The sequence below is a fragment of the Siccirubricoccus phaeus genome, assembly GCF_008360935.1.
In the GTDB taxonomy this organism is placed as follows: Bacteria; Pseudomonadota; Alphaproteobacteria; order Acetobacterales; family Acetobacteraceae; genus Siccirubricoccus; species Siccirubricoccus phaeus.
The window spans coordinates 122,378-149,367 of record NZ_SRXO01000014.1 but is presented as its reverse complement, the minus strand read 5'-3'; the positions used below and the strand labels follow the sequence as shown (position 1 = coordinate 149,367).

28 protein-coding genes are annotated in these 26,990 nt (G+C 71.1%); 16 read left to right on the top strand and 12 right to left on the bottom strand.

Annotation, left to right across the window (positions count from 1 at the left end):
* Positions 1-41: 41 nt before the first annotated feature.
* Positions 42-248 carry a hypothetical protein gene (locus E5N76_RS19465; RefSeq protein ID WP_149538984.1) on the bottom strand — a complete coding sequence of 69 codons (207 nt, stop codon included), beginning with the start codon at positions 246-248 and terminating at the stop codon, positions 42-44.
* A 576-nt stretch (positions 249-824) separates the two neighbouring features.
* On the opposite strand from E5N76_RS19465, the gene E5N76_RS19460 reads away from it, so the two are divergent.
* The 3 genes from E5N76_RS19460 (at position 825) to E5N76_RS19450 (ending at position 3,484) form a co-directional block, all read left to right on the top strand.
* On the top strand, positions 825-1,778 hold the full coding sequence (locus E5N76_RS19460) for an ABC transporter substrate-binding protein (protein WP_149538983.1): 954 nt from the start codon (positions 825-827) through the stop codon (positions 1,776-1,778).
* 4 nt (positions 1,779-1,782) lie between these two features.
* On the top strand, positions 1,783-2,556 hold the full coding sequence (locus tag E5N76_RS19455; protein ID WP_149538982.1) for an ABC transporter permease: 774 nt from the start codon (positions 1,783-1,785) through the stop codon (positions 2,554-2,556).
* A 115-nt stretch (positions 2,557-2,671) separates the two neighbouring features.
* The gene (locus E5N76_RS19450) at positions 2,672-3,484 is read left to right on the top strand and encodes an ABC transporter ATP-binding protein (protein WP_149538981.1); all 813 of its coding nucleotides are present in this window, start codon (positions 2,672-2,674) and stop codon (positions 3,482-3,484) included.
* 296 nt (positions 3,485-3,780) lie between these two features.
* Here the strand turns inward: E5N76_RS19450 and E5N76_RS19445 are convergent, their stop codons facing one another.
* Positions 3,781-4,563 carry an SDR family NAD(P)-dependent oxidoreductase gene (locus E5N76_RS19445; protein ID WP_149538980.1) on the bottom strand — a complete coding sequence of 261 codons (783 nt, stop codon included), beginning with the start codon at positions 4,561-4,563 and terminating at the stop codon, positions 3,781-3,783.
* Complete coding sequence (locus tag E5N76_RS19440) at positions 4,560-5,297, bottom strand: SDR family NAD(P)-dependent oxidoreductase (RefSeq protein ID WP_149538979.1); 738 nt, start codon at positions 5,295-5,297, stop codon at positions 4,560-4,562. Before E5N76_RS19440 ends, E5N76_RS19445 begins: the two co-directional genes overlap by 4 nt.
* Positions 5,298-5,442: 145 nt before the next feature.
* Between E5N76_RS19440 and E5N76_RS19435 the strand changes: the two genes are divergently transcribed.
* The 4 genes from E5N76_RS19435 to uvrC all read left to right on the top strand — a co-directional run bounded on the left by E5N76_RS19435 (position 5,443) and on the right by uvrC (position 9,100).
* Positions 5,443-5,658, top strand: coding sequence for a YMGG-like glycine zipper-containing protein (locus tag E5N76_RS19435; RefSeq protein WP_149538978.1), 216 nt, complete (start codon positions 5,443-5,445; stop codon positions 5,656-5,658).
* Positions 5,659-5,727: 69 nt separating this feature from the next.
* Positions 5,728-6,510, top strand: coding sequence for an SDR family oxidoreductase (locus E5N76_RS19430; protein ID WP_149538977.1), 783 nt, complete (start codon positions 5,728-5,730; stop codon positions 6,508-6,510).
* Positions 6,507-6,899 carry a dihydroneopterin aldolase gene (gene folB, locus E5N76_RS19425; RefSeq protein WP_149538976.1) on the top strand — a complete coding sequence of 131 codons (393 nt, stop codon included), beginning with the start codon at positions 6,507-6,509 and terminating at the stop codon, positions 6,897-6,899. The genes E5N76_RS19430 and folB overlap by 4 nt, the downstream gene beginning before the upstream one ends.
* A 284-nt stretch (positions 6,900-7,183) precedes the next feature.
* Complete coding sequence (gene uvrC, locus E5N76_RS19420; protein WP_149538975.1) at positions 7,184-9,100, top strand: excinuclease ABC subunit UvrC; 1,917 nt, start codon at positions 7,184-7,186, stop codon at positions 9,098-9,100.
* Positions 9,101-9,279: 179 nt separating this feature from the next.
* Here the strand turns inward: uvrC and ahcY are convergent, their stop codons facing one another.
* Positions 9,280-10,683: an adenosylhomocysteinase gene (gene ahcY / locus E5N76_RS19415; protein ID WP_149538974.1), complete on the bottom strand. Its 1,404-nt coding sequence runs from the start codon at positions 10,681-10,683 to the stop codon at positions 9,280-9,282.
* Between the two features lie 332 nt (positions 10,684-11,015).
* Between ahcY and E5N76_RS19410 the strand changes: the two genes are divergently transcribed.
* From E5N76_RS19410 to E5N76_RS19395, 4 genes are all read left to right on the top strand, one after another.
* A complete protein-coding gene (locus tag E5N76_RS19410) occupies positions 11,016-12,239 on the top strand; it encodes a PQQ-dependent sugar dehydrogenase (RefSeq protein ID WP_187830274.1) in 1,224 nt (407 codons plus the stop codon).
* A gap of 2 nt (positions 12,240-12,241) precedes the next feature.
* Positions 12,242-12,841 (top strand): c-type cytochrome, encoded by a 600-nt coding sequence (locus tag E5N76_RS19405; RefSeq protein ID WP_149538973.1) that lies wholly within the window; start codon positions 12,242-12,244, stop codon positions 12,839-12,841.
* A 127-nt stretch (positions 12,842-12,968) separates the two neighbouring features.
* Entirely contained in the window at positions 12,969-13,700 is a 732-nt protein-coding gene (rph, locus tag E5N76_RS19400) for a ribonuclease PH (RefSeq protein ID WP_149538972.1), read from the top strand.
* 281 nt (positions 13,701-13,981) lie between these two features.
* Entirely contained in the window at positions 13,982-14,560 is a 579-nt protein-coding gene (locus tag E5N76_RS19395; protein WP_408021715.1) for a non-canonical purine NTP pyrophosphatase, read from the top strand.
* 225 nt (positions 14,561-14,785) lie between these two features.
* Here the strand turns inward: E5N76_RS19395 and E5N76_RS19390 are convergent, their stop codons facing one another.
* Positions 14,786-15,598, bottom strand: a complete 813-nt coding sequence (locus E5N76_RS19390; RefSeq protein ID WP_149538970.1) for an LOG family protein — start codon at positions 15,596-15,598, stop codon at positions 14,786-14,788.
* A gap of 99 nt (positions 15,599-15,697) precedes the next feature.
* Here E5N76_RS19390 and E5N76_RS19385 point away from each other — a divergent pair, with 99 nt between their 5' ends.
* Together E5N76_RS19385 and E5N76_RS19380 are read left to right on the top strand one after the other, a co-directional pair.
* The gene (locus E5N76_RS19385; protein ID WP_149538969.1) at positions 15,698-16,273 is read left to right on the top strand and encodes a TIGR00645 family protein; all 576 of its coding nucleotides are present in this window, start codon (positions 15,698-15,700) and stop codon (positions 16,271-16,273) included.
* Positions 16,274-16,864: 591 nt separating this feature from the next.
* Entirely contained in the window at positions 16,865-17,575 is a 711-nt protein-coding gene (locus tag E5N76_RS19380; protein WP_149538968.1) for a ribonuclease activity regulator RraA, read from the top strand.
* Between the two features lie 66 nt (positions 17,576-17,641).
* Here E5N76_RS19380 and E5N76_RS19375 read toward each other — a convergent pair whose 3' ends face one another.
* The 4 genes from E5N76_RS19375 to E5N76_RS19360 all read right to left on the bottom strand — a co-directional run bounded on the left by E5N76_RS19375 (position 17,642) and on the right by E5N76_RS19360 (position 22,493).
* On the bottom strand, positions 17,642-18,658 hold the full coding sequence (locus E5N76_RS19375) for an esterase-like activity of phytase family protein (RefSeq protein ID WP_149538967.1): 1,017 nt from the start codon (positions 18,656-18,658) through the stop codon (positions 17,642-17,644).
* 11 nt (positions 18,659-18,669) lie between these two features.
* Entirely contained in the window at positions 18,670-20,538 is a 1,869-nt protein-coding gene (cobT, locus tag E5N76_RS19370; protein WP_149538966.1) for a cobaltochelatase subunit CobT, read from the bottom strand.
* 225 nt (positions 20,539-20,763) lie between these two features.
* On the bottom strand, positions 20,764-21,771 hold the full coding sequence (cobS, locus tag E5N76_RS19365; RefSeq protein WP_149538999.1) for a cobaltochelatase subunit CobS: 1,008 nt from the start codon (positions 21,769-21,771) through the stop codon (positions 20,764-20,766).
* 116 nt (positions 21,772-21,887) lie between these two features.
* Complete coding sequence (locus E5N76_RS19360; protein WP_149538965.1) at positions 21,888-22,493, bottom strand: J domain-containing protein; 606 nt, start codon at positions 22,491-22,493, stop codon at positions 21,888-21,890.
* 82 nt (positions 22,494-22,575) lie between these two features.
* On the opposite strand from E5N76_RS19360, the gene E5N76_RS19355 reads away from it, so the two are divergent.
* From E5N76_RS19355 to E5N76_RS19345, 3 genes are all read left to right on the top strand, one after another.
* Positions 22,576-22,872, top strand: coding sequence for a BolA/IbaG family iron-sulfur metabolism protein (locus E5N76_RS19355; protein ID WP_149538964.1), 297 nt, complete (start codon positions 22,576-22,578; stop codon positions 22,870-22,872).
* 58 nt (positions 22,873-22,930) lie between these two features.
* Complete coding sequence (locus tag E5N76_RS19350) at positions 22,931-23,149, top strand: DUF3126 family protein (protein WP_149538963.1); 219 nt, start codon at positions 22,931-22,933, stop codon at positions 23,147-23,149.
* A gap of 346 nt (positions 23,150-23,495) precedes the next feature.
* Positions 23,496-23,834, top strand: coding sequence for an SPX domain-containing protein (locus E5N76_RS19345; RefSeq protein WP_149538962.1), 339 nt, complete (start codon positions 23,496-23,498; stop codon positions 23,832-23,834).
* A gap of 179 nt (positions 23,835-24,013) precedes the next feature.
* On the opposite strand, the gene E5N76_RS19340 is transcribed toward E5N76_RS19345, so the two are convergent.
* The 3 genes from E5N76_RS19340 to E5N76_RS19330 all read right to left on the bottom strand — a co-directional run bounded on the left by E5N76_RS19340 (position 24,014) and on the right by E5N76_RS19330 (position 26,879).
* Entirely contained in the window at positions 24,014-24,589 is a 576-nt protein-coding gene (locus tag E5N76_RS19340; RefSeq protein ID WP_149538961.1) for a DUF2889 domain-containing protein, read from the bottom strand.
* 429 nt (positions 24,590-25,018) lie between these two features.
* Positions 25,019-25,936 (bottom strand): glucokinase, encoded by a 918-nt coding sequence (gene glk / locus E5N76_RS19335; protein WP_149538960.1) that lies wholly within the window; start codon positions 25,934-25,936, stop codon positions 25,019-25,021.
* 163 nt (positions 25,937-26,099) lie between these two features.
* On the bottom strand, positions 26,100-26,879 hold the full coding sequence (locus tag E5N76_RS19330) for an IclR family transcriptional regulator (protein ID WP_149538959.1): 780 nt from the start codon (positions 26,877-26,879) through the stop codon (positions 26,100-26,102).
* Between the last annotated feature and the right edge of the window lie 111 nt (positions 26,880-26,990).

Genomic DNA, 26,990 nt, shown 5'->3' with positions numbered 1-26,990 from the left:
GAGCCTCGGCCTTTCCCCGCGGCCGGTCCCGGGCGGCGGCCTTATTCCTCCGGCAGTTCCTGCGGCACGAAGCCCTCCTGGCTCTTCAGGATGACGAGCATGCCGAGCACCATCATGGCGAAGGCCATCAGGTCACCATAGTGGTAGCCTTCGCCGAAGCTGCTCCGCAGCCAGGCGAGGAGCACGGAGGCCACCGCGGTGATGCCGATCCAGAGCCAGCGGTTCTGGTTGATATGAGCCATGATCATGCAGCGAAGCATCCCTTGCCTGGAAAACCCCAGCTAAGCCACGGCCCGCGCCCGGCGACCAGCCGGCTTTACCCGGGGAAACCCGTCGTTACCGCGGGTTACAGCGGCAGCGGCCATGCCGCTTCTGGCGGCAGGCTGACCAGGCAGAGAGCGCACCCTGCCCACCGAAATGCCCCGCCGTGAGTCGGCAGCCCGGCCCCGCTGACTCCGGGCTTGTCGCGAAAGGGCCTGCGGCGCGTCCTGGCGGATCCTTCTTGTCCTCGCCTCCTGCGCCTGTACCGCTGTGCGCAGGAGGTCCGCGCTTTGCCGATGCCGCCGGCATCGGCTGGTGGAGGTTCTGGCAGGTCGCAAGTTCCCCGCCGATCCGCGACCGGGACCCTTTCGCGGCAGGCTCCCCGGCCGGGGGCCGGGGGCGGTCCGCTCCCCAGGGTGCGGAGGGCGGTGCCCTGGGGCGGAGTCTCCTCCTCGCTTCCTCCGGCGCGATCCTTGCTAGGCTTGCATCGACCACTCTTCAGCGCGCCGTGCCGCCCATCCGGCGGCCCCGGCGCCGCCGCGCCCGGGAGAAAGCTTCAGACCATGCTTCGCCGTAGCCTGATTGCCGGCGCCTCCGCGCTGCCCTTCGCCGCCCCCGCCCTGCTGCGGGCCCAGACCTTCCCGAAGATCGCCATCGGCATGTCCGGCTGGACCGGCTTCGCGCCGCTGACGCTCGCCGAGCAGGCCGGCCTCTTCAAGGCGAACGGGCTGGAGGTGGAGACCAAATTCGTCCCGCAGCGGGAGCGCAACTTGGCCCTGGCTTCGGGCGCGCTGAATTGCGTGGTGACGACGGTGGACACCATGATTCTCTGGGCCAGCACCATCCCGCTGGTGCAGGTGCTGGTGCTGGACCGCAGCAAGGGCGGCGACGGCATCGCGGCGCGCCCGGCGATCGGCAGCGTGAAGGAGCTGAAGGGCAAGACCATCGCCGTGGACGGCCCCGGCACCACCCCCTATTTCACCATGGCCTATATGCTGCGGGAGAACGGGCTTTCGGTGCGGGACGTCAGCACCGCGACGCTGGCCCCGCAGCCCGCCGCCCAGGCCTTCGTCGCCGGCCAATTCGATGCCTGCGTCAGCTACGAACCCTATCTTTCCACCGTGCGCGCCATGGGCGCGGACAAGGGCAGGATCCTCTCCACCACGCTGGACTATCCCTGCGTGGTGGACACCCTCGCCTTCCAGCCTGCCTTCATTCAGGCCAATCCGGAGGCGGTGCGGCGCGTGGCGAAATCCTGGTTCGACGCGCTGGCGATGATCGCCCGGGAGCCGGACCGCAGCCATGAGATCATGGGCGCCCGCACCCGCCAGACCGGGCCGGAATTCAAGGCGAGCGCCGCCTTCATCGAATGGCCGGAGCTGGCCGCCGTGAAGGACTACGCGGCGAGCGGGCTACCCGCCTTCATGCAGAAGGCGCATGCGGTGCAGCGGGAAACCGGCGTGGTGCGGCAGGATGTGGACCTGACCAAGCTGTTCGATTCCAGCTTCCTCCCGTAAGCGCATGCGCCCCTTGCAGCCGGTGGGGGCGGGGGCGCGCATCGTCCTCGGCGCCCTGTTCTTCGCGCTCTTCATCGGCGTCTGGGCCGCCGTCACCTATGGCGGGGTGGTGCCGGCGCTGTTCCTCGCCTCGCCGGGGCGGGCGCTGGCCTCCGGCTGGGCGCTGCTGGCGGAATACGGCTTCGCCTTCGATATCGGCGTGACGGTGTGGCGGGTGGTGGGCGGCTTCCTGCTGGCGGCTTTGGTCGCCGTGCCGCTCGGCCTGCTGATGGGCGCCTTCAAGCCGGTAGAGGCCTTCTTCGAGCCCTTCTTCTCCTTCGCCCGCTATTTGCCGGCCTCCGCCTTCATCCCGCTGCTCATCCTCTGGTTGGGGGTGGGGGAGGCGCAGAAGCTGGCCGTCATCGTCATCGGCAGCGTGTTCCAGCTCGTCATCATGGTGGCGGCGATCGCCGGCGGGACGCGGCGGGACCTGGTGGAGGCGGCCTATACGCTGGGCTCGCGGCCGCTTTCCATCCTGCGGCGCGTCGTCATCCCGGCGGCGGCGCCGCAGGTGGCGGAGGCGCTGCGCCTCGTGCTGGGCTGGGCCTGGACCTATGTCATCGTCGCCGAGCTGGTGGGGGCGAGCAGCGGCATCGGCCATATGATCATGGACAGCCAGCGCCTGCTGGATACCGGGCAGATGATCTTCGGCATCGTCACCATCGGGGTGATCGGGCTGGTGACGGATCTGCTGTTCAAGGCGGTGAACCGGTGGCTGTTTCCCTGGGCGGTGCTGTGAGGGTGGGCGGCGTGGCGATCCGCCCCCACCCCGGCCCTCCCCCGCAGGCGGGGGAGGGAGGCAGCCTTCCTCCCCCCGCTGGCCGGGGGAGGTCAGGAGGGGGATGGCCGCGCCGATGAGCGCCTATCCGCTGCACATCCAGGGCGTCACCCGCAGCTTCCCCGGCCAGGGCAAGGCCGGGCCGACGCTTGCCTTGCAGCCCACCGACCTCACCGTGGCACCCGGCGAATTCGTCGCCATCCTGGGCCCTTCCGGCTGCGGCAAATCCACGCTGCTGCGCATCGTCGCGGGGCTGGACCGGCCGAGCGGCGGCACGGTGCGCCTCGGCGCGCGCGAGGTGACCGGGCCAGGCCCCGACCGCGGCATGGTGTTCCAGAGCTACACGCTGTTCCCCTGGCTGACCGTCGCCGACAACATCCGCTACGGGCTGGTGGAGCGCGGCGTGCCCGCGGCCGAGCAGCGGGAGATCCTGGCGCGCTTCCTCGCCCGCACCGGCCTTCAGGGCTTCGAGAATCACTGGCCGCGCCAATTGTCCGGCGGCATGCAGCAACGCACCGCCCTGGCCCGCGCCCTGGCCAACGACCCGGAGATATTGCTGCTGGACGAGCCCTTCGGCGCCCTCGATCATCAGACGCGGGAGCTGATGCAGGAGCTGCTGCTGGAGATCTGGCAGGAAGGCGACGGATCCGGCGTCGCCGGGGGCCGCAAGACGGTGCTGTTCGTCACCCACGACATCGATGAGGCGATCTTCCTGGCCAACCGCGTGGTGGTGATGTCCGCCCGACCCGGCCGCATCAAGGCGGAGGTGGAGGTGGCGCTGCCCTATCCGCGCGAATGGATGGTGAAGACCACGCCCGAATTCGCCGCGCTGAAGGCGCGGCTGATGGGCGAGATCCGCGAGGAAGTGCGCCGCGCCGCCACCGGCTGACGCCTGGTTTCCGAAGGCCTCTCGGCCCTTGCTGGGGGCAGCGCGAGGGGGATTGCCCCATGGCGCGCCTCGCGGCGCGATGCCCTCTCGCTAGAGCGGTTTCACGCTGACTGTGCAGCGCGAAACCACTCTAGAGCGGGATCGGTTGAGCTGCGCTCACCCGCCCCGCTCTAGCTCATTGTTCGGTCGCGTGATTCACGGTTTCGGTCGATTCGACCTCAACCGATCACGCTCTAGCTTATGGACTGTAGAGCAGATTCACGCCTCCGGGCGATGCCGCCCTCCGGCGATCTGCTCTAGACCCCCGCCCCGCCATCCAGCCCGATCGCCTGCCCCGTCACATTCGCCGCGCCCGGCGAGACCAGCCATGCCACCGCCGCTGCCACCTCCTCGGCGCTCGTCACCCGCCCGGTCGGCGTGCCCCGCGCCGCGGCCGCTGCATCCATGCCGAGTTCCGCCCAGCGCGCCTCGGCCATCGCCGTCGGCACCCAGCCGGGGCAGAGCGCATTCACCGTGATCCGCCGTGGCGCCAGCTTCAGCGCCAGCGCGCGGGTCAGCCCGACCACGCCGTGCTTCGCCGCGACATAGGCCACCTGGTCCGGCACGGCCCGCAGCCCGAGCACCGAGGCGAGGGTGACGATCCGCCCCCTCCCGTCATCCGGCATGCGCGCCGCGGCCGCCAGGCAGCACCGCCAGGCGCCGTCCAGATTGGTGGAGAGGATGCCGCGCCAATGCGCTTCGTCAGGGTCCTCTGGCGGGTCCCCGCCGGCGCTGCCGGCCGCCGCCACCAGCACCTGCACCGCCGGCAGCGCGGCGAAGAAGCTGCGCACGGAGGCCGCCTCCGCCACGTCCAGCGGGGCGAATTCCACGCCTTCCGGCAGCGCCGCCGCCCGCCGCGCCCCGGCCACCACGCGGTAGCCCAGCGCCGCCAGCCGCGCCGCGCAGGCCCGGCCGATGCCGCCCGTGCCGCCGGTGACGACCGCCAGCGGCCGCTCCAGGCCGCCCTGCCCGCTGCGGGGGTCCCGCTGCGCCGCCGCCGCCCCGGGCGCCCCGGCGCCACGGTCCCCGGCCGCGCTCATTCCGCCGTGGTCCCGCCATCCACCGGCATCACCACGCCGGTGACGAAGCTCGCATGGTCGGAGCAGAGGAAGGCCACCACCGCGGCGATCTCGAAGGGATCGGCGAAGCGCCCCAGCGGCACCGCCGCGGCATAGGCCGCCGCGCTGCCCGCGGCGTAGCGGTCCGGGTAGCGCGCCGCCAGCTCGCCGATCACCCGCCGCAGCATCGGCGTATCCGTGCTGCCGGGCGCGATGCAGTTGAAGCGGATGCGGGCAGGCGCCCAGTCCAGCGCCGCGCTGCGCGTGAGCTGCGCGATCGCCGCCTTGCTCGCCCCATAGGCCGCCGAGACGCGCTTGCCGATCAGCGCCTGGTCCGAGGCGATGTTCACCACCGCCCCGCCCCCCGCCGCCGCCATATGCGGGATCGCCGCTTGCAGCAGGGCGAAGGGCGCCAGCACATTCACCCGGAAGATCCGCTCCGCCTCGGCGATCGGCGTGTCCACCAGGCTGCCGAGGATGGTCGCCCCGGCATTGTTCACCACGATGTCCAGCCCGCCGAGCGACGCGGCCGCCGCCTCCGCCGCCGGCCCCACGCTCTCCAGCCTCTCGAAATCCACCTCCGGCAGGTCGAGCCCGGCGACGCGCGCGCCGGAGGCTTCCAGCGTCGCGGCGATGGCGCGGCCGATGCCGCCGCGATGGCCGGTCACGATGGCACGCTTGCCGGCCAGGCCGGCGATGCGGGGTGGTTCGCTCATCCCCTACCCCTTTCCAGACCGCGCGAGGGAAGTCCAGGCCGGCGAATTCGTGTCGCTGATTCCATGCCTGATCACGGACTCGTATCTGGTACCCTTCCCCTTTAAGGCACATATGAACGAAGTAATACAACTTATTGGAGAAAACATGTCTCGAGTGCTGCGCTTTTCTGTCCTGGCCGCTTTCGCCCTGAGCCTGGCCGCCTGCTCCGGCATGAACCGGACCCAGCAGCGGACGCTCTCCGGCGGCGCGATCGGCGCCGCGGGCGGCGCGGCAGTGGGCGCCATCACCGGCGGCTCGCCCCTGACCGGCGCGCTCATCGGCGGTGCCGGCGGCGCGGCCATCGGCGCGCTGACCCGGTAGAGCGCGCCGCCCTGGCCAGGCAGGGGGGCTGCTTCCAGCCGCCCCCCGGCGGGGGTAGAAGGCGCCGGCATGAGCCTGCCCATCTCCCCCGCCATCCCGCGCGCCGCCCTGGTCACCGGCGGGGCGAAGCGCCTGGGCCGCGCCATCGCGCTGAGCCTGGCGGAGGCCGGTTTCGACATCGCCCTGCATTACGGCACGAGTGAGGCGGCAGCCGAGGCCACGGCGGCGGAGATCCGCGCCCTCGGCCGCCGCGCCGTCACCCTTCCCGCCGACCTCGCCGAGGAAGCGCAGGTGGAGCGGCTCCTGCCCGCCGCCACGGCGGCGCTCGGCCCGCTCGGCGTGCTGGTGAACAATGCCAGTACCTTCGAGCGCGACGAGTGGCAGGACGCGACGCGCACGAGCTGGGACCACCATATCGAGCCCAATCTGCGCGCCCCCTTCGTGCTGACCCAGGCTTTCGCCCGCGCCCTGCCGGAGACGGCAGAGGGCGTGGTGATCAACATGCTCGACCAGCGGGTCTGGTCGCTGACGCCGCATTTCGTTTCCTACACCGTCTCCAAGGCCGGGCTCTGGGCGCTGACCCGGTCGCTCGCCCTGGCGCTGGCGCCGCGCATCAGGGTGAACGGCATCGGGCCTGGCCCCGCCTTGCCCAGCCCGCGCCAGAGCCAGGCGCAATTCGCCGCGCAATGCGCCAGCGTGCCGCTGCGCCGCGGCACCAGCCCGGCGGAGGTGGCGGCGGCGGCGCTCGCCATCCTTTCCCTGCCGGCGATGACCGGGCAGATGATCGCGCTGGATGGCGGCCAGCATTTGCAATGGGCCGCGTCCAGCCGTGCCGGAGGGCCGGAGGAATGAGCTTCGCACCGAATGCCGAGGCCGGGCTGCGGCTCGTCTTCCTGCGCGGGCTGGAGATGCAGGCGCGGCTCGGCGTGCATCCGCATGAAAAGGCCGCGCCGCAGCGCGTCGTCGTGCATGTGGAATTGGCGGTCGAGGACGAATCAGCCCCGGACCGAATCGGCGAGGACGACCTGCGCCGCGTGGTTGATTACGGAAGAGTGGTACGCGCGGCGCGCGCAACCGCGGCGGAAGGACATACTCTTCTGGTGGAGACTCTGGCTGAACGAATCGCCCTGGCAGCCTTGCAGGATCCGAGGGTGAGGCGCGCGCGGGTGACGGTGGAAAAGCCGGACGCCTATGCGGATGTCGCGGCGGTGGGCGTCACCATCGAACGTAGGCGGCCCTGACACTGTTCTGCAACGGGCTTTGTCCACCGCACCCACGCCTGCGTGATCGTCTGGCGCGCGTCAAGCTCAATGTTACGCTTGACCTGGCCCTCTGCAACATTCCAGGAAATAATCGGCGAAAATCAATAGCTTAAAATTATGCCAGATTCTTGAGCAGGTGGCGGAAATGCGCTGCCGCCAAGGGCTGGCGCGGGTTTCCCGGAGCCGTGTCCACAGAGTTTTCCACAGCTTTCCTTCCGCCGCCGCTCTTGCCCAGGAAGGCGGCGCGGCCCTAATCCCGGCCCATGGATGAGGCTACCCCCGGCCCCGAGGATACTGCGCCGGCATTGCCGGTCATGGAAGGCGTGCGGGTGATCGAGAGGGCGCTGGCCACCCTGCCTTTCGCGCCAGGCGTGTACCGTATGCTCGACGCTCGCGGCGATGCCCTTTATGTGGGCAAGGCCCGTGCGCTGAAGAAACGAGTCGCCGCCTATGCCCAGCTCGGCCGGCTGCCCGAGCGGCTGCGTCGCATGGTGCACGAAACCCGCAGCCTCGAGGTCATCACCACCGCCTCCGAGGCCGAGGCGCTGCTGCTCGAAGCCAACCTCATCAAGAAGCTCCGGCCGCGCTTCAACATCGTCCTGCGCGACGACAAATCCTATCCCTGGCTGGTGCTGACGGAGGACCATCCCTTCCCGCAGATCGCCAAGCATCGCGGCGAAAGGCGGAAGGGCGCCAGCTACTGGGGCCCCTTCGCCTCCGCCTGGGCGGTGAACCAGACGCTGACCGCGCTGCAGCGGGTGTTCCTGCTGCGGAGCTGCCGGGACACGGTGTTCGACAGCCGCGACCGCCCCTGCCTGCTCTACCAGATCCGCCGCTGCTCGGCGCCCTGCGTCGGCCGCATCGACCAGGCGGGCTATGCCGAGCTGGTGCATCAGGCCAAGCAATTCCTCTCCGGCGAGACGCCCAGCATCCAGAAGGAGCTGGCGAAGGAGATGGAGCAGGCGGCGGAGGCGCTGGAGTTCGAGCGCGCCGCGGCGCTGCGCGACCGCATCCGCGGGCTGACGCATGTGCAGGGGCGGGACCGCATCAACCTGGACGGCGTCGGCGATGCCGATGTGGTGGCGCTGCACCAGGCGGCGGGGCAGACCTGCGTGCAGGTCTTCTTCTTCCGCGGCGGCCGCAACAACGGCAACCGGCCCTTCTTCCTGAGCAAGGGCGAGCAGGGGCCGGAGGAGGTGATGGGCGCCTTCCTCGGCCAGCTCTACGACGACCTGCCGCCGCCGCCCCTGGTGCTGCTGAGCCATGCGCCGGAGGAGCAGGCGCTGATCGCCGAGGCGCTGAGCATCAAGGCCGGGCGCCGCGTGGAGCTGCACCGGCCGCAGCGCGGCGAGAAGCGCGAGGCGGTGCTGCATGCCGAGACCAATGCGCGCGAGGCGCTGGAGCGCAAGCTGGCCGAGGGCACGGCGCAGGAGGCGCTGCTGCAGGCGGTGGCGCGGGTGTTCGATCTGCCGGCGGCGCCGGAGCGGATCGAGATCTACGACAACAGCCACATCCAGGGCGCCAACGCCTATGGCGTGATGGTGGCGGCGGGGCCGGCCGGATACCTGAAGCAGGCCTACCGGAAATTCTCCATCAAGGGTCCGAAGGGAAGCGATTCCCCTGCTCCGCAGGGTGGGGGCGGCGATGATTTCGCCATGATGCGGGAGGTGTTCGAGCGCCGCTTCAGCCGCGCGCTGCGGGAGGACCCGGAGCGGGAGAGCGGCACCTGGCCGGACCTGGTGCTGATCGATGGCGGGCTCGGGCAGCTCAACGCGGCGCGGGAGGTGTTCGCGGAGCTGGGCGTGGACGACGTGCCGCTGGTGGCGATCGCCAAGGGGCCGGACCGGGATGCGGGGCGGGAATGGTTCTTCCAGCAGGGGAAGGAAGCCTTCCAACTGCCGCCGCGCGACCCCGTGCTGTACTACCTGCAGAGGCTGCGCGACGAGGCGCACCGCTTCGCCATCACCACCCACCGGGCGGGGCGGTCCAAATCCCTGGTGAAGAGCGAGCTGGACGAGATCCCGGGCGTGGGCTCGGCGCTGAAGCGGCGGCTGCTGAACCACTTCGGCTCGGCGCGCGGCGTCAGGAATGCGGCGCTGGAAGACCTGGCGAATGCGCCGGGGATCGGGCCGGCGGTGGCGAAGAAGATCTTCGAGCACTTCCACCCGGCCGCCGGTTGAGGGAGGGCTCTGCCCTCCCCCAAGCTCCCACCCGCCAAAGGCCGAAAGGCCTTTGGAAACCATGAGTTTGACACCCGTCGCGCGGCAACACCGCGCCCGGCGGAAGCAAAGGCGACGCCAAGCAATGGCCGTGGCCGCGCGGCCATGGCCTGGCGCGTGAGCGCGCCCGACCCAGGCGCTTAGTACCGGTACTGCTCCGCCTTGAACGGCCCTGCCTGGTCCACGCCGATATAGGACGCCTGCGCGGCGGAAAGCTTCGTCAGCGTCGCCCCCACCTTCGCCAGATGCAGCGCCGCCACCTTCTCGTCCAGATGCTTCGGCAGCACATAGACCTTCTTCTCGTACTTGCCGGGATTTACCCAGAGCTCGATCTGCGCCAGCGTCTGGTTGGTGAAGCTGGCGGACATCACGAAGCTCGGATGGCCCGTGGCGTTGCCCAGATTCACCAGCCGCCCCTCGGACAGCAGGATGATGCGCTTGCCGTCCGGGAACTCCACCTCATCCACCTGCGGCTTCACATTGTGCCACTTGTAGTTCTTGAGGCCCGCGACCTGGATCTCGGAATCGAAGTGGCCGATGTTGCAGACGATGGCCCGGTGCTTCATCGCCCGCATGTGGTCGAGCGTGATGACGTCCACATTGCCCGTCGCCGTCACGAAGATGTCGGCGCGCGGCGCCGCCTGCTCCATGGTGACGACCTCATAGCCTTCCATCGCCGCCTGCAGGGCGCAGATCGGATCGACCTCGCTCACCATCACCCGGCAGCCGGCATTGCGCAGGGATGCGGCGCTGCCCTTGCCGACATCGCCGAAGCCGCAGACCATGGCGATCTTGCCCGCCATCATCACATCGGTGCCGCGGCGGATTCCGTCCACCAGCGATTCGCGGCAGCCATAGAGGTTGTCGAACTTCGACTTCGTCACGCTGTCATTCACGTTGATGGCGGGGAAGAGCAGCTTGCCCTCCTTCGCCATGATGTAGAGGCGGTGCACGCCGGTCGTCGTCTCCTCGGAGACGCCCTTGATGCTGGCCGCCAGCTTCGCGAACCAGCCCGGCTTGCTCTTCAGCAGGTCCTTGATCAGGGCGAAGAAGACCGTCTCTTCCTCATTCGTCGCGCCGTCGAGGAAGGCGGTGTCGCCCTGCTCCGCGCGCAGCCCGTAATGCACCAGCAGCGTCATGTCCCCGCCATCGTCGAGGATCATGTTCGGCTCGCCGCCATCGCCCCATTCGAGCGTCTTCCGCACATAGTCCCAGTATTCCGGCAGCGTCTCGCCCTTCACGGCAAACACCGGCGTGCCGGCGGCGGCGATCGCCGCGGCGGCGTGGTCCTGGGTCGAGAAGATGTTGCAGGAGGACCAGCGGACATCGGCGCCCAGCGCCTTCAGCGTCTCGATCAGCACCGCGGTCTGGATGGTCATGTGCAGGCAGCCGGCGATGCGGGCGCCCTTCAGCGGCTGGCTGGGGCCGTATTCCTGCCGCACCGCCATCAGCCCGGGCATCTCGTCCTCGGCCATGGCGATCTCCTTCCGGCCCCATTCGGCCAGGGAGAGGTCCTTCACCTTGTACTCTGCGGCAACGGCCATCGGCTGTGTCCTTCCTGCGTCGGCGCGCGGCAGTAGCACGGCCTTCCGAGCCTGGCCAGGATCTCCTACAAAATATAAAGATGTCTTTATGTCATCGGCGCCGGCCGGACCCCCGCCCTTGGCGGCGGGCCTGAGTCCCCGCGCGCGGGGCTTTCCCCTCGGGGGAGGGCCCGCACCCTGGCGGATGCCCCGGAGCCCCCGCGCGCGGGGCTTTCCCGCCCGCCCGCCGGCTCACGCCGGCGGGAGCACGCCAGCCTTGCCGCTGGCCCGGCCCGCCCCGTAGCTTCCGCCAGGTCACGGCGCGCCAATGCGCCGGACGGGAGGAGATGATGATGCAGCGCCCCGCGATCGGCCGCCTGGCGGCCATCGGCCTTGCCGCCAGCCTCATCCTGCCGGGCCTTGCCCTGGCGCAGCCGGCGCCCGCCCCCGGCTGGGCGCAGGGGCGGCCGGACAGCATGGCGGCCTCGCCCCTCGCCCCGCATGCGCCGAAGCTGACCGCCACCCCGGCGGCGCAATTGCCCACCGCCTCGCTGCGCGTCCCCCAGGGCTTCAGGCTGGAGGTCTGGGCCACCGGCGCCACCGGCGCGCGGATGATGGCGGAAAGCCCGAACGGCACGGTCTTCGTCGGCACCCGCACCATCGGCCGGGTCTATGCCATCACCGAGGAGGGCGGCCAGCGCCGGGTGCGCACCATCGCCGCCCAGCTCACGGATCCCAATGGCGTCGCGGTGCGCGACGGCGCGCTGTACGTGGTGGCCATCAACCGCGTGCTGCGCTTCGACGGCATCGAGGGCAGGCTGGACGCCCCCGGCACGCCGGTGGACCTGACCGCCGCCTTCGGCCTGCCGACCGAGGCGCATCACGGCTGGAAATTCGCCGCCTTCGGGCCGGATGGCCGCCTCTATCTGAATATCGGCGTGCCCTGCAACATCTGCGAATTCGACCGTACCACCCATGCGCTGATCGTCTCCTTCAACCCGGACGGCTCCGGCAGGCGGGTGGAGGCGCAGGGCATCCGCAATTCCGTGGGCTTCGACTGGCACCCGCAGACGCGCGAATTGTGGGCGACCAACAACGGCCGCGACTGGGCGGGCAATGACACGCCGGAGGACACGCTGCACCGCATCCGCCGCAGCGGCGAGGATTTCGGCTTCCCCTATTGCACGCATGGCTGGCGGGACCCGGCCATCGCCTCCGGCCCTGCGGCCTGCGCCGAATTCGCGGCGCCGGTGGCGCTGCTCGGCCCGCATACCGCGGCGCTCGGCATGCGCTTCTACACCGGCACGCAGTTCCCGGAGGCCTGGCGCAACCAGATCTTCATCGCCCGCCGCGGCTCCTGGAACCGGGAGACGCTGAGCGGCTATGATGTGGTGGTGGCGAAGCTGGATGCACAGGGAACGGTGACCGCGGTGGAGCCTTTCCTCACCGGCCTGCGGGACGAGGCGAATAACCGCTTCCTCGGCCGGCCGGTGGATGTGCTGGTGCGGCGGGACGGCTCGCTGCTGGTCAGCGATGAGCAGAACGGCGCGATCTACCGGATCAGCTACGGGAATTGAGGGTGGGAAGATCCCTGGGCATGGCGGCGGCGGTGCTCGCCGCCGCCTTTTCCGTGGCCGGCGGGGCCGCCGCGGCGGGAGATGCGGCGCGCGGCCAGGCGCTGGCGGCGGCGCGGGAGTGCGGCCAGTGCCATGGGCCGCAGGGCATTTCCGCCATGCCGGGAATCCCGTCGCTCGCCGGGCATCCGGAGGCGTTCATCACCCTGCAGCTCATCCTGTTCCGGGAGGGGCTGCGGGACACGCCGCCCATGCCGGCCTTGAGCCAGGGGCTGACGGACGAGCAGGTGGAGGATCTGGCCGCCTTCTACGCCGGCCTGCCGCCCGGCCATGCGGAGCGCGCGCCGCGCGATGCCGCGCGCTACGAGGCGGGGGCGGCGCTGGCGGAAAGGCTGCGCTGCGGCACCTGCCATCTGCCGCAATTCCAGGGGCAGGCGCAGATGGCGCGGCTGACCGGGCAGCGGGAGGACTACCTGGTGCAGGCGCTGACGCAGTACCGGGACGGCACGCGCCGCGGCACGGACACCAACATGAATGCGGTGATGTATGGCGTGGGCGATGCGGAGATTGCCGCGCTGGCGCATTTCATGGCGCAGCAGGAGTGATCTGCCCTCCACGAGGTCGCGGCACGGCTCCACCGGGCCCCGGGCGGAACGCCGCCCTGGCTTCCCTCGGCCTGTCCTCCGCCATTTCCCCTTGCCTTCCCCTCGCCCCACCCCGATACCGCGCCGCATGACCACCCTCTCCCGCCCCTCCGGCCGCGCTGCCGACCAGCTCCGCGCCGTCTCCCTGCAGCCTGGCGCCGCCCGGCATGCGGAGGGCTCCTGCCTCATCCGCATGGGCAACACCGAAGTCCTCTGCACCGCCAGCGTGGAGGGCAAGGTGCCGCCCTTCCTGCGCGGCCAGGGCCAGGGCTGGGTCACCGCCGAATACGGCATGCTGCCCCGTGCCACCCATACCCGCGGCGACCGCGAGGCGGCGCGCGGCAAGCAATCCGGCCGCACCCAGGAGATCCAGCGCCTCATCGGCCGCTCCCTCCGCGCCGTGACGGATCTGAAGGCGATGGGGGAGATGAGCGTCATTCTCGATTGCGACGTGCTCTCCGCCGATGGCGGCACGCGCTGCGCCAGCATCACCGGCGCCTGGGTCGCGCTGCACTTGGCCTTCCGCCACTGCATGAAGATGAACGTCCTCGGCACCATGCCGCTGAAGGACCAGGTGGCGGCCATCTCCTGCGGCATCTGGCAGGGGGCGCCGGTGCTGGACCTGGATTACGCCGAGGACAGCAAGGCGGAAACGGATGCCAATTTTGTCATGACCGGCCGCGGCGGCATCGTGGAGGTGCAGGGCACGGCGGAGGGCGAACCCTTCTCCGAGGCGCAGCTTCTCGGCCTGCTCGGCCTCGCCCGCCAGGGCGTGGCGGAGCTGTTCCGGCAGCAGCGCGCCGCCTGCGGGCTGGGCTGATGGCCCCGCCGTCCGATGACCGGAAGCCGGCAGCGCCGGCTGGAGGTCTGAATCGGCCGGCCGAGCTACCGTCCGTTGACCGGAAGCCGGCAGCGCCGGCTGGAGACCCGAATCGGCCGGCCGCGCCACCATCCGATGATCGGAAGCCGGCAGCACCGGCTGGAGGTCTGAATTGGCCGGCCGCGCCATCGCCCGGGGAGCAGGCACCGGCGACACCGACGGCGCAGCGGCCGGCGGCGGGCCAGCCGGCGCGGCATCGGCGGCTGGAACCGGGCCGCCTCGTGCTCGCCACCCACAACGCCGGCAAGCTGCGGGAGGTGCAGGCGCTGCTGGCGCCCTACGGGCTGGACGTGGTCTCGGCCGGCGAGCTCGGCCTGCCGGAGCCGGCGGAGACGGAGGAGACCTTCCTCGGCAATGCGACGATCAAGGCCCTGGCCGCCACCCGTGCCACCGGCCTGCCGGCCCTGGCGGATGACAGCGGCTTCTCCCTCGCCGCGCTGAACGGCGCGCCCGGCGTGCGCACCGCGGATTGGGCGATGCAGCCGGATGGCAGCCGCGACTACGCCCGCGCCATGGCCAGGGTGGCCGAACTGGCCGCGCCGCATGCGGATCGCCGTGCCTGGTTCATCTCCGTCCTCGTCCTCGCCTGGCCGGACAGCCATACCGAAAGCTTCGAGGGGCGGGTGGAGGGCCACTGGACCTTCCCGCCGCGTGGCGACCAGGGCTTCGGCTACGACCCGATGTTCCTGCCGGAAGGCGGCGCCAGGACCTTCGGCGAATTGCCGCCGGAGGCGAAAAAGGCGCTGAGCCACCGCGCCCGGGCCTTCGCGCTGCTCGCCGCCGCCTGCCTGCCCGGCTGACTGACGCCAACGGCCGGCCATCGACCTGCGGCCCATGGCGGGGCCGTTGGTATGCCTAGAGCGTGATCGGTTGAGGTCGAATCGACCGAAACCGTGAATCACGCGACCGAACAATGAGCTAGAGCGGGGCGGGGGAGCGCAGCTCAACCGATCCCGCTCTAGTCCGGCAGGCGGCCACCCCACCAAGCCCGCCTGCGCTACCGACGGCCCTTCGGGCCGCCGGAATCAGCCTATCGTGTCGGCCGGCGGCGCCTCCGCCGGCGGCGTATGCGCGTGCAGCCCATGCGCCGTCAGCCATTCCCAGCCTTCCTCCGCCGTATCCACCAGCCCGAACAGGTCGAGATCCGCCGCATCCACCAGCCCATGCCGCCGCAGCGCCTGGAAGTTCACCACCTCCGTCCAGTACTCCCGGCCGAACAGCACCACCCCCACTGGCGGCGCCTTCTTCGTCTGCAGCAGGGTCAGGATTTCGAACAACTCGTCGAAGGTGCCGAAGCCGCCGGGGAAGACCGCCAGCGCATTGGCCCGCATCGCCAGGTGCATCTTCCGCATGGCGAAGTAGTGGAAGCGGAAGGTCAGCTCCGGCGTGCTGTAGCGGTTCGGCATCTGCTCATGCGGCAGGACGATGTTGAAGCCGATGCTCGGCGCCCCTGCCTCCGCCGCGCCGCGATTGGCCGCTTCCATGATGCCCGGGCCGCCGCCCGTGGCGACGACATTGTCCCGCAGCGAGCGGTCCCCATGCCGCTCCGGCGCCAGCGCCCCGCCGCGTTCCGAAACCAGACGGCCGAATTCCCGCGCCACCTCGTACCAGGGCGCCAGATGCGCCAGCTTCGTCCCCGCCTGCACCGCCTCCGGCGCCGGAATCCGCGCGCTGCCGAACACCACCACGGTGGAGCGCACGCCCCAGTCGCGCAGCAGCAGCTCCGCCTTCGCGTATTCCATGCCGAAGCGGAAGGCGCGCATCTCGTCGCGCAGCAGGAATTCCGTGTCCTCCACCGCCAGCCGGTAGCTTGGCGAATCGTGTTGCGGAATGTTCATAATGGCTTCCCTCCGCAGGGCCGGCGGCATCCCGTATCACTTCGCGGCGAGCCGCCTGCCGGCCCCCGGCAGCGCCCCTGGCAGCAAGGACATAGCATCATGCCCGCCGACCACAGCCACCCCGACCCCAGCCCGAAGAGCGAGCGGGCGCTGGCCAGGTTCATCTTCGCCAGCCGCTGGCTGCAGGCGCCGCTCTATCTCGGTCTCATCATCGCCCAGGCGGTCTATGTGGTGCTGTTCTGCCGGGAGCTGTGGCACCTGGTGGAATCCCTGCTGCACTCGCCGAACGAGAACAGCATCATGCTGACGGTGCTGGCGCTGATCGACGTGGTGATGATCTCCAACCTGCTCATCATGGTGATCGTCGGCGGCTATGAGACCTTCGTCGCCAAGATGGGGCTGGAAAGCCACCCGGACCGCCCGGACTGGCTGAGCCACACCAACGAAAACACGATGAAGATCAAGCTCTCCCTGGCCTTGATCGGCATCTCCTCGATCAGCCTGCTGAAATCCTTCATCGATGCGGCGAACGTCCCGCAGGAAACGCTGATCTGGCAGTCCACCATCCATGTCATCTTCCTGCTGTCCTCCATCGCCATCGCCTTCACCGTCTGGCTGTCCAACAAGGCGGTGCAGGTGGGGCATCTGCCCGGGCATGAGACCCTGCCGCACTGACTCTTCCCCATGAGGCTGCCGGCGCGGCTTCATGCGCCCTGGGGAGTCGCGGTGCTGCCGGGGGCTCGCACAGCCTGAAGCGGCGAAGCCGCTTCAGGGCAATGGAGGGCGCTGTGTGACCCTGCGCCCAGGCGCCGGTCGCGGGGCGGTGACTGCTCGGTGCGGGCGGCGCTGCGGCTGGCCCCGCCGCCCATGGCACCGCCCGGCAGGCGGAGGCGCTGGCCGCCTTGCGCCGCCATGACGGCCCGCGCCATCCCCGCCCTGCTGCAGAACCGCCCCGCCCGCCCGCGCGGCCGGGGCGCGGCGCGGGGTCCGGAATTCGGACAAGCAGGCCACCGAAAACACAGGCTGGTGGCCCGAAAACGAAGTCCGCAGGACTTTGGAATCGGGACACTGGAGCGGGATTGGTTGAGCTTCGCTCACCCATCCCGCTCCGGCTCATTGTTCGGTCGCGTGATTCACGGTTTCGGTCGATTCGACCTCGACCGATCACGCTCCAGGCTTCGGCGCCTGCCTCCGCCGCTTCCTCGACAGCGGGACGGGGGCAGCGGCAGAGTGCGGCGGGCAAACCCGCATAAGGGGAGAAATCGGATGCAGGAGGAAACGCGGCGCAAGCTGGAAGGGGTCAGCACCGCCACCGTCACCACCGTCATGCTGAAGCGCGGCTTCCGCAATTGCTTCCTGCAGGGGCCGCGGCTGATCAACCCGCGTGCGCCGCGCATGGTCGGCCCCGCCTTCACCCTGCGCTACATCCCGGCGCGGGAGGATCTGGACACGCTGGATGCCTTCCTCGACCCCAACCATCCGCAGCGGAAGGGCATCGAGGAATGCCCGGCGGGCCATGTCTTCGTCATCGACAGCCGCGGCGATCCCCGGGCGGCGAGCGCCGGCGGCATCCTGCTAACGCGGCTGATGGCGAGGGGTGTCGCCGGCGCCGTCACCGATGGCGGCTTCCGCGACACGCCGGAGCTGGCGGAGATGCCCTGGCCCACCTATCACGCCGCGCCCAGCGCCCCGACCAACCTGATCCGCCACCATGCCGTGGACACCAACCTGCCGATCGGCTGCGGCGACGTGCCGGTCTTCCCCGGCGACATCATGGTGGGGGATGGGGAGGGGGTGGTGTGCATCCCCGCCCACCTCGCCGACAGCGTGGCGGAAGAGGCCTTCGAGCAGACGGTGGTCGAGGATTTCGTGCAGGAGCGCGTGGCCGCCGGCCATACCATCCGCGGCCTTTACCCGATGACCGATCCGGCGAACCGGGAATTGCTGGCAGCATGGCGGCGGGAGAAGGGGCGGTAGGGCGGCAATGGCAATGGGGGCTCCGCCCCCGGCGAAGCCCTCGATCCTTTCCTGCGCCCCTGCCGCTCACCCGTCATTCAGTGCGAAGAGCAGCAGCAGGCTGCGCTGCAGGAAATTCTGGTTGTCGTCGGAGATCAGCGCCACGAGCTGCCGCCCGCCATGGGGGAACACGCTGACGCCCTCGAAATTATCCATCGGCAAGGGCGGGGCGAAGCGCAGCAGCTCCTCCCCCTCCATCACCTCGTCGCCCTCCAATTGCGCCGCGCTCAGCCGCACGATCCGGGTGCCGAAGCCGGCGAGGATGGTGAAGCTCCGCTCCAGCACCAGCGCCCCGCCATCCGGCAGCGGCGCCACATCCGCCGGGTCGAAGCCCGGCGCCGGCAGATAGAGCTTGCGCCGCCACCGCGCCGGCCCGCCGATCCAGGCCGGGCGGGTTTCCGCCGGGGCCGGCCAGGGATTCTGCTCCTCGATCGCCAGCCATTGCCCGTCCGCCAGCACCGCCAGGCTTTCCAGCCCGCCATTGGGCGGCGCGGCCTCCAGCCCCGGCGGCGCCGCCACATAGCGGCCGGGCGAGGCGAAATCGGCATAGGCGCGGATGCGGTGCCAGCGCTCGAACCCCACCAGCCAGCCGCCGCCGGGCAGCTTCGCCAGGCTTTCCGCATCCCCGGCATGGCCGCGCGCCAGGGGCAGGCCGGCGCCGTCCAGCAGCCGCCCGCTCCGTAGCTCCGCCAGCCCCTGGGGCACATTGTCCCGCAGCACCAGCCGCGCCGTCAGCCAGCGGCCGATATCGGCGATGGCCGTCAGGTTCAGCGCGTCATCCACATGCAGCGCCGACAGCCCGCCGAAGCCGATGACGCCGGTGTCCAGCACCAGCCCGCCCAGCGCATCCAGCTTGCTGCCGGCCGGCAGGGGCTCGAGCGCCAGGGGCCGCGCGACCGACTCATGCTGGCTCGAGGCGCTGACGCAGGCCAGCAGCCCGCCCAGCGCACCGCCGAGGACGGTCCGGCGGCGCCAGCCGCGGCGGCGGCCCCCCGGGGCGCCCCCAGAGGCCTCCCTCGGGGCGCCCCCCCCTGGCCCAGCCATGCCCGCGCCGGTCAGCCGACCAGTGCCGAACCCTGGGTGGCGGCCCGCTGCCAGGCCTCGGCCGCATCCTCGTCGAAGAGTTCCGCCAGCTTCTTCATCATGGTCCCGCCAAGCTCCTCGGCGTCCACGATGGTGACGGCACGCCGGTAGTAGCGGGTTACATCATGACCGATGCCGATGGCGATCAATTCGACGTCGCCGCGGCCCTCGATATCCGCGATCACCTTGCGCAGATGGCGTTCCAGGTAGTTGCCCGGGTTCACGCTCAAGGTGCTGTCATCCACCGGCGCGCCGTCCGAGATGACCATCAGGATGCGGCGATGCTCCGGCCGGTTGCGGAGGCGCTTATAGGCCCATTCCAGCGCCTCGCCGTCGATATTCTCCTTCAGCAGCCCCTCGCGCAGCATCAGGCCGAGATTCTTCCGCGCGCGGCGCCACGGGGCGTCGGCCGCCTTGTAGATGACGTGGCGCAGATCGTTCAGGCGGCCGGGATTGCGCGGCTTGCCGTCCTGCACCCATTTCTCGCGGGACTGGCCGCCCTTCCAGGCGCGGGTGGTGAAGCCGAGGATTTCCGTCTTTACCGCGCAGCGCTCCAGCGTGCGGGCGAGGATGTCGGAGCACATCGCCGCGACGGTGATCGGGCGGCCGCGCATGGAGCCGGAATTGTCGATCAGCAGGGAGACGACGGTGTCGCGGAAATCCGCCTCGCGCTCCCGCTTGTAGCTCAGCGAGAGCATCGGGTTGGCGACGATGCGGGCCAGCCGCGCCGCATCCAGCGTGCCTTCCTCCAGGTCGAATTCCCAGGCGCGCTGCTGCTGCGCCAGCAGCCGGCGCTGCAGCCGGTTGGCGAGCTTCGAGACGACGCCCTGCAGATGCGAGAGCTGCTGGTCGAGCTGCTGCCGCAGCCGCCCCAGCTCCTCCGGGTCGCAGAGGTCGTCGGCCTCGACGATCTCGTCGAATTGCGCGGTGAAGGCGTGGTAGCGGCTGCTGTCGTCGGTCTGGACGACCTCCTTGCGCTGCTGCGGGCCGCCGGGCTTGTCGTCGCCCTCCGCGGCGGCGCCCTCTTCCTCGCTCTCCTGCGCCTCTTCCTCGGCGGCCTCGCCCTGCATGGTCTCGGGCTGGGCGCCGAGCATGCTTTCCTGGTCCTGGGACTGCGCCTCGCCCTCGCCGGACTGGTCCTGCTGGCTGGATTGCTCGCCGCTTTCCTCGCCGTCCTCCTGGTCCTCGGACTGGCTTTCCACCTCGGCCTCGGCCAGGTCGAGCGCGGCGAGCAGCTTGCGGGAGGCGCGGGCGAAGGCGTCCTGGTCATCCGTCGCCGTCGCCATCTCGGCCAGCGCGGCGTCGGCCTGCTCGCCCAGCGTATCCCGCCAGAGGTCGAGGATGCGGTGCGCCACCTCCGGCGCCGCCTCACCGGTGATGCGTTCGCGGGCCAGCAGGGAGAGCGCGGCGGGCAGCGGCAGCTGGTCCTTCCGCGTCATCCGGTCATAGCCCTCGGTCTCGCACTGGTCGGCGAGGCGGGCGCGGAGATTGGCGGCGACGCCGGCCATGTGCTTGCTGCCGACGGCCTCGACGCGCACGTCTTCCAGCGCGTCATAGACCTCCTTCGCCTCCCGCCTTCCGGGCTGGCGGGCGGCATGGACGGCGTCCGAATGGTGGCGGAGCCGGAGCGCCGCGGCATCCGCGGCGCCGCGCAGCCGGGCCATCTCGGCGGGCGGCAGGGCGCGGGTCGGCAGCGGCAGGCGCACGCGCTTGCCGGCGACGCCGCCGGGGCCGGGCTGGAAGGCCACCTGCACTTCGGAATTCGCATGCGCGATGGCGCGCAGCGTGCCGGCGGTGGCGCGCTTGAATTCTTCCTGGCGGGTGAGGTCTTGCTTGGACATGCCGTTCAGGAACCCTGCCGCTGCAACCAGAACCAACAGACGCCGCGGGCCAGCAGCCCAGCCAGCACGGCGCCCCCCAGCATTTCGCCCACATTCTGCGCGATGCCGTCCCCGACCCAGGGGGTGCTGGCGCGCAGCCCACCATTCACTGCCCCGGCCGCCGCCCCAAGCCAAGTCCACCTGGCGAAGATGCGGCGGCGTTCCCCGGGCGAGGTGCGCGGCAGCTTACCCCGCCTTCTTCAGCAGGCTGCCGCTCGGCAGATCCTCGTTGAAGCAGCGCTGGTAGTACTCCGCCACCGTGCCGCGCTCCGCCTCGTCGCACTTGTTGAGGAAGGTGAGGCGGAAGGCGAAGCCGACATCGCCGAAGATGCGGGTGTTCTCCGCCCAGGTGATGACGGTGCGCGGCGACATCACGGTGGAGATGTCCCCGGCGATGAAGCCGGCGCGGGTCAGGTCGGCCAGCGCCACCATCGCCTCCACCTGCTTCTTCATCCTCGGGTCGCCCTCGGCGGCCATCTTCGCCAGCACGATCTGCGTCTCCTGCGCATGCGGCAGGTAGTTCAGCGTGGCGACGATGGACCAGCGGTCCATCTGGCCCTGGTTGATCTGCTGGGTGCCGTGATAGAGGCCGGTGGTATCGCCCAGGCCTACCGTGTTCGCCGTGGCGAAGAGGCGGAAATAGGGGTGCGGCCGGATCACCTTGTTCTGGTCGAGCAGGGTGAGCTTGCCCTCCACCTCCAGCACCCGCTGGATGACGAACATCACATCCGGCCGGCCGGCATCGTATTCGTCGAACACCAGGGCGCAGGGGTGCTGCAGGGCCCAGGGCAGGATGCCCTCGCGGAACTCCGTCACCTGCTTGCCATCCTTGAGGACGATCGCGTCCTTGCCGATCAGGTCGATGCGGCTGATGTGGCTGTCGAGGTTGATGCGGATGCAGGGCCAGTTCAGCCGCGCCGCCACCTGCTCGATATGCGTGGACTTGCCGGTGCCGTGATAGCCCTGGACCATGACGCGGCGATTATTGGCGAAGCCCGCCAGGATCGCCAGCGTGGTCTCCCGGTCGAAGCGGTAGGTCTCGTCCACCTCCGGCACATGCTCGGTGCGCACGGAGAAGGCCGGCACTTCGAGGTCGGTGTCGATGCCGAACGCCTCCCGCGCCTTCACGGTGGTGTCCGGGGCATTGATCGCCGAGGTGGGACGGATTTCGGCGAGTGTGGCGACCTTGGTCATCGGCATCCGCTCAAGCTTCTTCTCAGGGGTGACTCTAGGGCAGGCCTGCGGAACAGGCTACCCGGGCAATCGGGATTTCGGCGAGCCCCGGGCCAAGGCCCCGGACTTCAAGGGGGTCATTCCGCCGCCGCGGCGGGGGCCGTGCCGCCGCGGCCCAGGCGCTGGCGCAGCAGGCTGTAGGCCCGGTTCACATCCTTCAGCTTGTCCTCCGCCCCCCGGTCGCCGCCATTGGCGTCCGGGTGGTAGCGCTTGGCCAGTTCCTTGTAGCGGGCGCGCAGCGCCGGCGGCTCCACCGGCCACTCCAGGCCGAGGACGTCGAGCGCGGCGCGGAGTTCCGGCGGCGCCTCGGCGCGGCGTTCGGCCGGGCGGGTGCGCTTCGCATGCAGCGGCGTGGCGTAGAGCAGGCCGAGCGGGTCGCGCAGGAATTCCGGGTCGAAGCGCCGGTGGCCGCCGAGGCGCCCGAGCGGCCAGGTGGGGCGCTGCCAGGCGGTGTCGGCGCGCAGATTGGCCTCGATCTCGGCCGGCGCCATGCCTTTGTAGTAGTCCCAGGCGGCGTTGTACTCCCGCACATGGGGCAGGCAGAACCAGAGATATTCGTTCAGGTTGCTGCGGGATTTCGGGGCCCGGTACAGGCCGGCCTCCGGGCAGCCGGGGGCGTCGCAGGGACGCGACGCCTGGTCCGGGTCTGCCGGTTCGGGGGCTGTGCCGCGGCGGGGGGGCATCGGCAAGTTATGGGCGCCCCCTGCCGGGCGTGCAAGCCGGGCCTCCCTTGCGCGGCGGGGCCGGGCCCCCGAGATTGCCGCCATGCCGAGCCGCGCCGAACGCCTTGCCGCTGCCCTCGAAGCCGCCTTCCCGCCCGCCGAGGTCAGGGTGGCGGATGACAGCGCGCGGCATGCCGGCCATGCGGGCGCCGCCCCGGGCGGAGAGACGCATTTCAGCGTCCTGGTCGTCAGCCCGGCCTTCGCGGGGATGTCCCGCCTCGCCCGGTCGCGCGCCGCGCATGCCGCGCTGGCGGCGGAATTCGGCGGCGGGCTGCATGCCCTTTCCCTGCGGCTGCTGACGCCGGAGGAGGCCGCGGCCGGCAGCACCGCCCGGGGGTAGCGGCCCCGCCGCGCCGGGGCTATGGGACCGCCGGCTTCAGACCCAGGAGACGCGAGCCATGACCCCTGCCGAACTCGCCGCGGTGCAGGCGCATCTCCGCCGCATGCTGGGCAATGAGCGGATCAAGCTGGCCACGCCCCAGCGCCGCAACGCCTCGGTGGAGATGTTCGTCGGCAGCGAATTCATCGGCACCGTCCACCGCGATGTGGAGGATGGCGAGGTCTCCTACGCCATCCAGATCGTAGTCCTGGCGGAGGATCTCTCCCAGCTCAACTGAGCCTGGCGGCCGGCGGGGGCCGTTCGCCGGCCATCCGGGCCGCACCGGCGCGCGGGGCTGGAGCGTGATCGGTTCAGGCCAAAATCGACCGAACCCGTGAATCGCGCGATCGCAACAATGAGCTGGGGCAGGAACGGTGAGCGGAGCCTGACCGTCCCGCTCCGGCGTCCTGGCCGCGAACGGAGCGGACAAGCAGGACCCTGGCGGGCTGCCATGCGGCGCCGGGCGCGGCAGCCCGCCGCATGATCCGCCGGATCCCCGGCCACCCGCCCGAGGCCGCCGCGCTCCGCCGAACCGCCAGCCATGCCGGCGGTTGAAGCCAGGGCGAGCGAAGGAGGCGGCGGTCATGGCGAAGCAGGGCAGGTTCGTGCCGGGGGAAAGCGCCGAACCGGAGCAGGCCCGGCTGGAGACCGTGCTCTGTCCCTTCTGCGACCAGGCCACCATGCCGAACCTGCTGGCCGACCGCAGCGCCGTCTGTTCCTGCCCGGCGGAGCGGGCCCTGCCGCTTGCCCTGCTGCACGGCACGCCCTGGGACGGCATGCCGGGTGCGGCGCCGGCGCCGATGGACGCGCCGGGCCAGGTGGCGCCCGCGGAGCTGCCGGAGGATCGTGGCCAATTCGGCCGCGGGACGGCAACCGAATCCTACGCGCCCCTGCCGCCTCCGCCCGGCCGGCGCGGGACGTAACAGGAGGTTGCCCATCCCCTGCTGCGCTTGAGGTCCAGGTTGCAGGCAAGGTAAGGTAACGTTCCGGCCCAGGAATCCAGGGAGGGCCGCGATGCCGCTTCGGCGTCTGGCGGCCTTGCTGTGCGAAGCGCCGGGCGTCCAGCGCCTCCCCGGGACCCCCATAAAGCCGCCGCACGGCTTTATGGGGAGCGAAGCCAAGGCCAGCGGGCGAGGGTGACCGGGCTGTCCGGCGCATAGGCGATGCAGGTGCCGACCAGCTCCGGCTTCCGCTGCGGCACGGTGCCGCCGGCGGCGGCGATCCGCGCCGCCTCCTCCCGCTCCTTCCGCGCCCGGATGGGGTAGAGGGTCTGGAAGGCGACCGTCGCCATCTGCGCCAGCACTTCCCGCAAATGGGTGCAGCCCAGCACCCCACCCACCCGCTCATTCACCGCGCGGTTGAAGCCGGGGCCGATCCTGAGCCCGGCCAGCCGGGCGAAATTCGGCGCGGCACCGGGGCAGAGCGCATAGGGGGTGTGGTCGGAGGAAGCCTCGCAGGCCACGATCTCCATGTCGTCCCGGATGGTCAGGCGGATCCACATGCCATGCAGGGGATCGCCGGCCTTCATCATGCCGCGGTCGTCATTCTCGAAATCATAGGCCTTGCGGTCGAGCAGATGGGCCTCGATGTCGAACAGCCCGTCCCCCCGCTGCCAGCCGCGCAACTGGATGTCGCGCAGGTGCAGGAGTTCGCGGCGTCCGGGCTCGGAGAGGGGCATCGGGCGGTCCCTTGGTGCAGCGCAGCATCAGCCTATGCCATGGGTATCGGGCCCTGGCCAGCGCGCCAGCCCGTCCCTGGATGGGCCCCAGCCATGCCGGGGGGCCAGGGCGCGAGGCGCGGTTGGGCGTCGGGCAGGTGCGGTGCGGCATCAGGCGGGTCGCGGGTCTCCGGCCTTGATCGGCGTTCCGGCCTGGTCCTCTGGCGGATTCCGGCCGTGCTGGCGTGCCTGGGCTGGGCGTGGGGCACGTGCGATGCGGCATCAGGCGGGTCGCGGGTCTCGGGCCTGGTTGGCGTCCCGTCCGGTGCTGGCCGGCCCCGGCCATGCCGGAGCGGGGCGGGAGGCCTGGGCAGGGCAGAGGGCGGCAACGGCCGATGCGGGCGCAGCATCAGCCATGCCGCGGCCATGGGGCGTCCCTCTTCCCCCGCCTCAGCCCGCCTGCCGGGCCAGGGCAGCCAGGCCCAGCACCGCCGGGTCCGGCCGCAGGATCAGCCAGGTGGGCACCTGCGCCAGCCAGGGCTGGAAGCGGCCCTTCGCCTCGAACCGGGCGCGGAAGGGAGAAGCCGCGAGGAAATCCGGGAAGCGCGGGCAGATGCCGCCGCCGATGAACACCCCGCCCTGGGCTCCGAACATCAGCGCCACATCCCCGGCGAAGCTGCCGAGCAGCGCGCAGAACATGGTCAGCGCCCGGCGGCTGAGGGCATCGCCGCCCTCCAGGGCGCGGGCCGTCACCTCCGCCGCGCGCAGCCCGGGCGGGCCGCCCAGCGCCGCGTGCAGCGCCTCGATCCCCATGCCGGAGATCAGCCTTTCCGCCGAGACATGGCCGTGCTGCCCCCGCAGGGTGGCGATCACCGCCGCCTCCTCCGGCGTGTGGGCGGCGAGGCTGGCATGCCCACCCTCGCTGGCCAGCACCCGGCCCGGCGGCAGGAAAGCGGCGACGCCGAGCCCGGTGCCCGGGCCGAGCACCGCCATGGGCGCGCCCGGCACTGCCGCCGCCCCGCCGAGCGGCTTCAGATCCGCCCCGGCCAGATCCGGCAGCGCCCAGGCGAGGGCGGCGAAATCATTCACCACCCGGACCCGCGGGATGCCGAGCAGCGGCGCCAGTGCCGCTCCATCCACCACCCAGCCGCGATTGGTGAGGGTGACGCTGTTGCCGCTGACCGGCCCGGCCACTGCCAGCAGGGCCGCCCTGGGCATCGGCTGGCCGGCCAGGGCCTGGCGGATGGCGGTGGCGATGTCCGGGAAGTGGTCCAGCCGGTATTTCACCGGCGCTGTGGGCGCGCCGCCTTCCGGCAGCAGGGCGAAGCGGGCATGGGTGCCGCCGATATCGGCGAGGAGCGTGGTCATGCGCCCCACTCTGGCCGCGGCACCCGGCGGAAGGCCAGCCCGGGGCGGCGTTTTGGCGGCCCGCCGCGGGATGTTGATGGCGTGGCGACGGTGGCGGGGCCGGCCGTTCCGGGTGGGATCAGGCCAGGAACGCGCCGGGCCATGGGCGTCGCGCCCGACCGCCTCACCCGGCCGCGCCCTCGCCCGGCGCCGCCCCGCCCAGCGCCCCGGTCGCCGCCGCCGCCCGGGCCCGCAGCGCCAGCACGGCCGGGCTGTCCGGGGCGGTCGGCAGGGTGGTGCGGGCGCCGATGACGCTCAGCGCGAAGCGCGGCCTGCCCTGCCAGTCCCAGACCGGCATGGCGATGGCGACATAGCCCGTCCCATCCTCCCGCCGCACCGCCACATAGCCCGCCGCCTGCCATTCCCGCCGCGCCGCGGCGAGGAAGCCCGCCGCCTCGTCGGCGCCGAGGCCGCTGCGGGCCAGCAGCGGCGCCGTCACCGCCTCCGGCAGGCAGGCGGCGAAGAGGCGGCCGGCCGCGGTCGCCTGCATGCCCAGCAGCCCGGTCCGCAGATCGTAGACGCCCAGCCTGTCGCCCGGCTCGGTGAACAGGCTCACCGGCCCATCCGCCGTCCAGCTGCTGACCGCGGCGCTGAGGCCGGTGGCGTCGCGCAGCAGCGTCACCTCCCGCCGCAGGATCTCATAGCCGTCGATCTGCCGGATGGCGCTGAGGCCGAGCGCGACGGCGCCGGGCCCCAGCCGGTAATGCCCCGCCCGCTCATCCGGCACGGCGAGGCCGGTGCGGGCCAGGCTGACCAGGTAGTTGTTGGCGGCACTGGGGCTCAGCCCGGTCTGGGCGGCGATTTGCTTCAGCGGCAGCGGCTTCGGGCTGGCCTGCAGCGCGGCCAGCACCCGGTGGGCCACCTCCACGGAGTGGATGCCCCTGCGGTCCTTCGGCGCCTCCATGCCCTCTGCGGCTCCCTGGGGAGGTGAGCGTTGACAGCGCCCAGGCCGTCCCCTCAAATACAACAAGGAAAAACGCTTTCAACCATATTGAAAACAGGCCGGCGGTCAAGG